The following is an 8,304-nucleotide window of genomic DNA, read 5'->3' as shown; positions in this document are numbered from 1 at the left end:
TCAATGACACCCCAACTGAAAGCGCCATCCGGCACACACCAACACAACCATCCACACAAATGCAAAAAGTACATTGGCACACTATTGAGTTCTCAAACATCACTGGCACACCCCAACAATCAGCAACAACCAACTGTCTAAAGCGGCTTGCTCAACCTTACTCACAACCGTAAACAAAGTCAAACACCGTCACCGCCCGTTAACCTCTCGGCTACCTCGCGGCGACTCGAATTAATATAGCGCGTTAGCCCTCCGTATGCCAAATCGCCTTTTCGCTTAATGTTTAACCCCAGGTAGATGGCCCATTTTCGACACCGCGCCGAGCACGGCCGACTCGCTCACGGTCGGCATGATGATGGCTGCGGGGACGAATGAAAATCCTTCCGGGAGGGCCAAGGCGAAGGGCATAATCACCAGTGAGTTGCGGGTCATCTCCGTCAACATCAGCGCAATGGGGTCTCGCCTCGGGGAGTTGAGACGCCTTCCCGACGCCAGGGCTAGCGTTACCGCGCCCAAGATGAACAACACGTAACAAGCAGGTGCCGGCATAAGCCGCGGCAGGTACTCCCCCAGCCCCGGCGAAAGTACCGTCGCGATGACGAAGAGGGTCAGGCACATGACCGGGACCATCCAGGCATCGGTGGCTTTGCCTATTTTGTCCTTGGTGCGAGTGTGCTGCACTGCCCAGGTCAGGCCGAAGGGGATAACGATGAGACCGATGAACGCCTGCAGCATGGGAGCGACTGGGAAGTGCACGCCCCTTCCCCCGCCGGCCGCGGCGCCGCCGGTAGTGCTTCGGCGGTGCTTCCGGCCAGTAGTCAGGCCAGCAGTTTTGGGCAATGAATTTTCAGTTGTGGGCGCTGCATGTGCGGCCCGTTATTGGCTAGTAGTAGCAGGCCAGCAACCCGTCGGGGCCGTCGATGACCTGGATCGGGGTGTTGAAAATCGGCGTGAGGATCTCGTTTTTCATGATTTCCTCCGGGCTGCCGAAGGCGACGACCTCACCGTCCTTGACCGCGCAGATCGAGTCCGAGTACTTGGCCGCGAAGTTAATGTCGTGGATGACCAGCACAATCGTGCGGCCGAAGTCCCGGGCGGCCTGCTTTAAGTGGCGCATCATCTCCACGGAGTGGGAGATGTCCAGGTTGTTGAGCGGCTCGTCCAGCAGGACGTAGTCGGTTTCCTGACACAGGACCATGGCCACGTACGCGCGCTGCCGCTGGCCGCCGGAGAGCTCGTCCAGGTAGCGGCCCTCGAATTCCCGCAGGTGCAGGAAGTCGATGTACTTAGAGATGATCTCCTCGTCTTCTTCGGTCAGGCGCCCCTGGGAGTACGGGAAGCGGCCGAAGCCCACCAGCTGCCTAACCGTCAGCTTCGTGATGAAGTGGTTTTCCTGCCGCAGGATGGAGACAATACGGGCCAGATCCTTCGACTTAGTCTTCCCGATGTCGTAGCCGGCAATCTCGATTGTTCCCTCGTCCATGTTCAGCAGACGGCCGATCATCGTCAGCAGGGTGGACTTGCCGGCGCCGTTTGGCCCGACCAGGGAGGTGATGCCCCCCGAGGGGATCTCCAGGTCGACGGGACCAATGTTGGTCTCGCCGCTGTAGCTTTTCGCGACGTGCTTTAGAGAAATCACAGGCGACCCTTTCTCAAGATGACGAAGAGGAAAACGGTACCGCCGACCAGCTCAATGATGATGGAGACCACGCCCTGGGCGTAGAAGACGTGCTGCATGATGAAATACGCCCCGGTGAGCACGGCAAAGGCGGTAGCCACGGCCATCGGGAACAAAAAGCGGTGGTCGTAGGTCTCGGCAAACTGGTATGCCAGCGTAGCGACCAGGAAGCCCAGGAAGGTCATCGGGCCCACCAGGGCGGTGGTCACGGCCATGAGGATGGAGACCATAATCAGCGTGAAGATGGCGTTCGTCCGGTGGTTCACGCCCAGGTTGGTCGACGCGTCGCGGCCGAGTGCGAGCACGTTGAGCCGGCGCGAGTTGAGATACAGCGCGGCCGCGGCCAGCAGCATCAGCGGGATGGCCACCGGGTAATAGTCCGAGTCGGCGTTGTTGACGGAGCCGAACAGGCGGGCTGTGAGCACGTCGAACTCGGAGGGGGTCAGCATGCGCTGCATGAACGTCGATAGGGAGCCCAGCCCGCCGCCGATGACCACGCCGACCAACAACATCGCGTGCATGTTGTTGGAGCGGTTGGTCAGCAGCCAGGAGTAGAGCACCAGCGACAGCAAAATCATGAGCGCGACCTGGACCAGGAACGTGGTGATGTTGCGGGCGTTGGTGAGCCCGGCCGCGCCGAGGAAGAAGATGGTCGCGGTGTTAATGGCCACGTAGAGGGCCTCGAAACCCATGATCGACGGGGTGAGGATGCGGTTGTTGGTCACGGTGTGGAAGGCCACCGTCGCGGTCGCCTGGCAGATGGCCACCACGGCCATGGCGATGACGGCATCTGCGCGTCGCTCGGCGATGAGCCAGAAGCCGCGCGTGCCGAAGTCCATCGGGTTGTCCCACGCCAGCAGCCCGGCGGCGAATACCCCGCCGGCGGCCAGCAGCAGGAGCAGAATGACCCGGTACTTGCGCTGCGCGGCGGCGGACTGGAAGGCTCCGACGTCGCGGGCGGTGGCAGTAGCCGGGGCGGAAGCAGCAGTAGAAACAGTCTTATTTACCACGGGTCGACCTCACAATCAGGACCACGAAAACGATCGCGCCGATGATCCCCAGGATGACGGACACTGGCATCTCGAACGGGGAGATGATGGTGCGGCCCACCAGGTCGCAGACGGTGACCGTCGCGATCCCCAGCAGACAGACCCACGGCAGGTTGGAGCGCAGGTCATCGCCGCGGAACAGGCTCACGATATTCGGGACGATAAGCCCCAAAAACGGCAGGGCACCCACCACCACGGTCACCACGCCGGTGGCCACGGCGATGAGCCCGGTGCCGATGAGGATCATGCGGTTGTAATTCAGGCCGACGTTGGTGGCGATCTCCTCGCCCAACCCTGCCACGGTCAGCTTGTCCGCGAAGAAAAAGACCGCGACGAGCACGATGAGTACTAGCCACAGGACCTCGTACTGCCCCTCGTAGACCGAGGTGAACGAGCCCATGAACCAGATGCCCAGCTGCTGCAGGGAGTCCGTGGTCAGCGCGATGAAGGTAGAGACGGCGCTGACGACCGCGCCCAGCATGATGCCGATAATCGGCACGATCAGGGAGGACCGCAGGGTCACCCGCCGCAGGAACCCGAAGAAGACCATGGTCCCCACGAAGGAGAAGACCACGGCGATCACCATCTTCTGCAGCACGGTGGACGTAGGAAACAACACCATGGTGGTTAGCAGGCCGAGCCCGGCCCACTCGGTGGTGCCGGTGGTGGTTGGCTCCACGAAGCGGTTCTGGGTCAGCAGCTGCATGACCAGCCCGCTCATGGCCATGGCGGCGCCGGCCAGCATCAGCGCGATGGTGCGCGGAATGCGGGTGGTGTTGAACATCTCCCCGCCGTCCTTGTGGCCCAGGATGTCGTATTCACCCACCGCCAGCGAGAGGGCCAGGAGCAGGACGATGCCGCCTATGCCGAGCAGAAGCTTCCAGTCAAAGAGCTTCGATCGGGAGCGCCTGGGTGTTGTTTGTCGCATAAGGTCCGGTTCTTGGTAGATAGCCGAAAGCCGGATAGGCCCCGCGCCGGTTAAATGAGCGCAGGAGCTATCCGGTTACTTGCGGAAAGTGCCGTATAAAGTACTAGGCATTCTCGAAAGCATCAGCCATTTCGTTCAGGATCTTCGTGTAGGTAATGATGGACTCGTTAGTGTAGGTGTCCTTCGGAGCGACGTAAACATTGCCGTCCTTGACCGCCTGCACGTTCTTCAAAGCCGCACTGTTGTCCACCAGGTCCTTACCCGGGGTGTAGTCCGGCTCGTCGGAGCTGACCGCACCGTCGCGGTCGAGGACCAGGATCCAGTCCGGGTTGGATTCCGCGATGGCCTCGACGGAGATATCGTCGCCCTCGTGGTTGCTGCTGCCGTCCTCCACAGTCAGGGCCGGTTCCATACCCAGCAGGTCGAATACCGGGCCCAGGGTGCGGCCGACGTGCGGAGCGATGTAGCCGATCTCGCCGCCGGAGGTGTTAACAGCCATGACGGTCTTTTCCGGATCATAGGCCTTCTTGGCGCGCTCAATGGCGGCGTCTAGGTCCTCGATCAGCTTCTGGGCGTCTTCCTCGTGCTCGAAGACCTCGCCCAGGGCGGTGGTGTGGCGCTTGAGCTCTTCGAAGAAATCCTTGTCCTCGCGCGGCTCGAAGTCCACGACCGGGTTATCTTCCACCAGCTTTTCGATGTCGGCCTGGTGCTGAGAGAAGCGCTGGCCGTTCCAGACCAGGTCCGGCTCGGCGGCGACCAGGGCCTCCAGATCCGGCTCGCGGTGGCTGCCCAGGTCCGCGGCGACGGTGTCTTCGTTGTAGGTATCGGCCAGGGACTCCGGAATGAGGTTCAGCGGCGCTGCGGACAGCTCCACGCCCCAGTCGGCCAGCACGGCGAAGGCGCGGTTGTCGGCGACCGCCGGCTTCTCCACGGGCAGGGTGATTGTCTGCTCGCCGTTGTTGTCTTCCAGCTTCAGCTCGCCGGACTCCTTCGCAGCGTTGTCTGCGGCGGTGTTCTCAACGGAGTTGGAGGAGCTGTCGGCGGAATTGGAGGAATCCTCCGCCGAAGAGCAGGCGGTCAGCAGCAGCGAGGCGGCGGCTACCGAGGCAACCAGGTTACGACGAATCTTCATGGGCTTGTCAATCATCCTTTTTCGAAACGAATCCCTTGCGGAATTCCGGGACTATCTTTCCTAGGACACCCTAACTGAAGAGACCCTAACCTGACAAGGTTTAGGTACAGCTAAGTTTTAGAGAACCCTGTCCACCTGCGTTTTACCTGAAATTTTCATAACTAGATCCCCTACCCCCAGGACGCACCCCCCCACTTCGGACCCGGCCCAGGCGCGGAGGACTGTCTCGTCCTTGCCACAGCTCCCCACTATTGGGAGTTTTCCGAGCGCAGCAGCCCCTCCACCGAGACCTTACCGAGTTCCGCGAACTCCGCGTGGGCGGCGGCCCGCAGCTGGGGATCCGCGGCGTAGTCGAAGGCGACCTGGGCCAGGCCCAACGCAGAGTCGAGGGCGGCGCGCTCCGCGGCTTCCGTGGCCGACCAGTGGGCGAAGGCCTCGGTGTGAAGGGCCACTTCCCGCGGGCTGACCTGCACCATGGGGTGAATGCCCGGCACCAGGTGGGAGACGTTGCCAAAATCCGTGGAGGCCGCCAGGGTATCCGGGATAATCCCGGCAGGCAGCGGGGCGCGACCGCGGCGGCGCTGGGTGGCGGACCACCGGGCGGCCAGCGCGGAATTGTTGCGCACCGGCAGCGACATCGGGTGCGGGTCCCAGGCGATCTCCACGCCCACTCCCGCCATCAGCGCCGCACCCCGGGCGATGTCGTCGACCCGGCGGGACAGCTCCAGCAGGGTCCCGGTCCGCAGGGAGCGCGCATAAACCTCGACCACTGCCCTATCCGGGACCACGCTAGGCCGGGTGCCGCCCTCGACGATGACGGCGTGCAGGCGGTCGCTCGGCGGCATTTGCTGCCGGTGCAGGCCCAGCCCCTGGTACATCAGGGAGGCGGCATCGAGGGCGTTTTTGCCCATAAACGGCTGCGAGCTCGCATGCGCGGCCGTACCGTGGAAGGTCACGGTGGCCGAGCGCCGCCCGACCCAGACGTGTTCGGAAATGTCGTAGCCGAAGCCGTGGATCATCAGCGCGGCGTCCACCCCGGCCAAGCTCCCGCTCCGAATCATGTACTCCTTGCCGGTGTGCCCCTCCTCCGCTGGGGTGCCCTGCAGCTCGATGCACAAGGGCCCGGCGGCATCGATAGCCCGCGCGGCCGCCAGGAAAGCGCCCACCCCGGCGGCGGCGATGACGTTGTGCCCGCAGGCGTGCCCGATACCCGGCAGCGCGTCGTATTCGGCCATGATGACCACCCGCGGGTGATGGCCGGGCTCGTAGCCGGGCGAGCTGATGCTCGTCGAAAATGCCGTCTCGACTCCGTAGGCCCCGCGCACCACGTCGTGCCCGTGCCTTTCCAAGAGATCGCAGAGCACCTGTTGGCTGCGGTATTCCTCGAAGGCGGTCTCCGGGTGCGCGTGCAGGTCGTGGACGATGTGGCGGATATCTGCCGCCAGTCCGGAATCTTCCACCTCGCAGCGCAGGCGCTCCCAGTGCTCGGGCACCGCGGCTTCTGCGGCCTGCCCGGAGCCTTCCTGCCGCTTCTGGGCGCGCTCGACCGCCGCGTCTACCTCGGCAGAGGTGGCTTCCAAGTAGCTTGTCGATGCCGCCTCTGGGGTCATGCCCGGGCGCTGCGGAGGGCAGGAATCATGGCAGTTATCTGGGTGAGCTGTCATTAGGGCTCAATCATAATGCTATCGCCCGGCCCCAGCGGGATATCGGCGAAGAACCACACCCCCAGCAGGATGGCCCAGACGAGAAAGAAGGGGATGACGAACGGGATAAGGCGCGACATCAGCGTGCCCAGGCCCGCCCGGGGCTCGTAGCGCTGCAGCAGGCCTAGCATGACGATCATGTAGGGGTTGAGCGGGGTGATGATCTGGGTAGCGGAGTCTCCCACGTGGAAGGCGGCCTGCACGAACGCCGGCTCGTAGCCCAGCAGCGCGAACATGGGCACGAAGACCGCGGCCATCAGCGTCCACATGGACGAGCCCGAGATGATCAACAGGTTCAGAACGGAGGCCAGCACGATGAAGGCCAGGATGGCCGGGAAGCCGGTCAGCCCGATGGATTCCAGGAAGGCCGCGCCCTTGACCGCGGTAAAGGTGCCAATCCCGGTCCAGGCGAACAGGGCGACGAACTGGCCCAGGATGAAGGCCAGAACCAAAAAGCTCAGCATGTCCTTGAGCGCACCCATCATCATGGTGACCACGTCGGCCATGCCCTTGATGGTGCCGACCACCGCGCCGTAGGTAATGCCGAAGACCCAGAAGTAGGCGCAGATGATAAAGACAATGGAATCCAGCAGCGGGGACTCCGGCAGGAAGCCGCCCTCCCTGTTGCGCCACGGCGAGCCCGGGATGAGCACCGCGGCCAGGATGACCGTTGTCAGCACCAGCCCGGCCAGCAGGGACATCCACAGCGCCTTGCGCTCCTTCGGCTCCAGGGCGGCGCTCAGGGCGTTGCCTTCGGCGTCGCGGTCGCCGCGCTCTGCGGCATCCGCAGCATCCACCGACTCATCCTGCGGCACGTCCTGGGCCCGCAGGCGCGGCTCCAGGATCCGGTCGATGATGTAGCCGGCCACCAGGCCCAGCACCACGGAGGCGGCCATGTTGAAGAAGTAGTTCGACAGCGGCGTCACGGTGGAATAGCCCGCCCCGGGCAGGGTGTCCATGACCGCGTTAGTAATACCGGCGAACAGCGCGTCCAGGCTGGTGGGCACCAACGCCGTGGAATAGCCCGCGCCCACCGCAGCGAAACCGCCGATGAGGCCGGCGACCGGGTGGCGCCCGGCCGCCTTGAAGACCATGGCGGCCAGCGGCGGGACCACCACGAACGCGGAGTCGCCCATGACCGAGGCGGTCACGCCGATGACACCGACCGCGTACGGAAGCACGGCCGGCCGCGCCGAACCGAACAGCTGGCGGATAAGCGCCGACAGCATGCCGGAGCGCTCCGCCACACCCACGGCCAGCAGAATGGGCAGCACCGTCAGCAGCGGCGGGAAGCCGATGTAGTTCTCCGCCATCGTGGTGGTCAGCCACGCCAGCCCCTCGCCCGTAAACAGGCCGTTGACCTCGGAGATCTCATCCGATCCCGGCACCTGGACCGCGATACCCTTCCAGGCCATCACGGTGGAAGCCACCCCGGTAATCAGAAACAGGATGACGAAGATGGTAAACGGCTCGGGCAGCTTGTTGCCCACGTACTCCACGCCGGACAAGAACCTATCCAGCACACTCCGCTTACTCGCCGCGGTCTCAGCCCTGCCGGATTCCTCGGCCGCACCATTAGCAGCACTTTCCCCACCGACGTCGCTACCGACGTCGTCAGCAACAGTTTTAGCGCGCAGGTCTTCATCGTCGTTAGAAATGGGGGTACTCATCGCGTCCACTCCTGCCTGTCTCGGCCCGTCACCTTGCCGTCACGGGATGTATGCAGACAGCATAATGTAACTCACAACACATGCCCATGTGTTACCGGTTACAACTTCGTAACGGCGCTACGATCCCATAAACTCCCCCACAAC

Annotated in this window: 7 protein-coding genes; all 7 read right to left on the bottom strand. The window is 63.5% G+C overall.

All coding sequences use genetic code 11. The annotated features are described in order from the left end of the window. Positions 1 to 276: 276 nt before the first annotated feature. Entirely contained in the window at positions 277 to 756 is a 480-nt protein-coding gene (locus QQS52_RS09950; protein ID WP_472773704.1) for a hypothetical protein, read from the bottom strand. Positions 757 to 883: 127 nt separating this feature from the next. Continuing rightward, positions 884 to 1,639: an iron ABC transporter ATP-binding protein gene (locus QQS52_RS09945; RefSeq protein ID WP_472773703.1), complete on the bottom strand. Its 756-nt coding sequence runs from the start codon at positions 1,637 to 1,639 to the stop codon at positions 884 to 886. Further along, on the bottom strand, positions 1,636 to 2,688 hold the full coding sequence (locus tag QQS52_RS09940) for an iron chelate uptake ABC transporter family permease subunit (RefSeq protein WP_472773702.1): 1,053 nt from the start codon (positions 2,686 to 2,688) through the stop codon (positions 1,636 to 1,638). The genes QQS52_RS09945 and QQS52_RS09940 overlap by 4 nt, the downstream gene beginning before the upstream one ends. Continuing rightward, the gene (locus QQS52_RS09935; protein ID WP_472773701.1) at positions 2,678 to 3,655 is read right to left on the bottom strand and encodes an iron chelate uptake ABC transporter family permease subunit; all 978 of its coding nucleotides are present in this window, start codon (positions 3,653 to 3,655) and stop codon (positions 2,678 to 2,680) included. The genes QQS52_RS09940 and QQS52_RS09935 overlap by 11 nt, the downstream gene beginning before the upstream one ends. 103 nt (positions 3,656 to 3,758) lie before the next feature. Beyond that, a complete protein-coding gene (locus QQS52_RS09930) occupies positions 3,759 to 4,802 on the bottom strand; it encodes a siderophore ABC transporter substrate-binding protein (RefSeq protein WP_472773700.1) in 1,044 nt (347 codons plus the stop codon). A gap of 233 nt (positions 4,803 to 5,035) precedes the next feature. Continuing rightward, positions 5,036 to 6,451 (bottom strand): amidohydrolase, encoded by a 1,416-nt coding sequence (locus QQS52_RS09925; RefSeq protein ID WP_472773699.1) that lies wholly within the window; start codon positions 6,449 to 6,451, stop codon positions 5,036 to 5,038. After that, complete coding sequence (locus QQS52_RS09920; RefSeq protein WP_472773698.1) at positions 6,451 to 8,160, bottom strand: AbgT family transporter; 1,710 nt, start codon at positions 8,158 to 8,160, stop codon at positions 6,451 to 6,453. Before QQS52_RS09920 ends, QQS52_RS09925 begins: the two co-directional genes overlap by 1 nt. Positions 8,161 to 8,304: the final 144 nt, after the last annotated feature.

It is taken from the genome of Corynebacterium sp. 1103A (genome assembly GCF_055700955.1).
This window is presented reverse-complemented; position numbering and strand designations above follow the sequence as displayed.

Coding starts and splice junctions, on each gene's coding strand:
- QQS52_RS09930 (WP_472773700.1), bottom strand. CDS start 4,802: ATGATTGACAAGCCCATGAAGATTCGTCGTAACCTGGTTGCCTCGGTA.
- QQS52_RS09920 (WP_472773698.1), bottom strand. CDS start 8,160: ATGAGTACCCCCATTTCTAACGACGATGAAGACCTGCGCGCTAAAACT.
- QQS52_RS09925 (WP_472773699.1), bottom strand. CDS start 6,451: ATGACAGCTCACCCAGATAACTGCCATGATTCCTGCCCTCCGCAGCGC.
- QQS52_RS09935 (WP_472773701.1), bottom strand. CDS start 3,655: ATGCGACAAACAACACCCAGGCGCTCCCGATCGAAGCTCTTTGACTGG.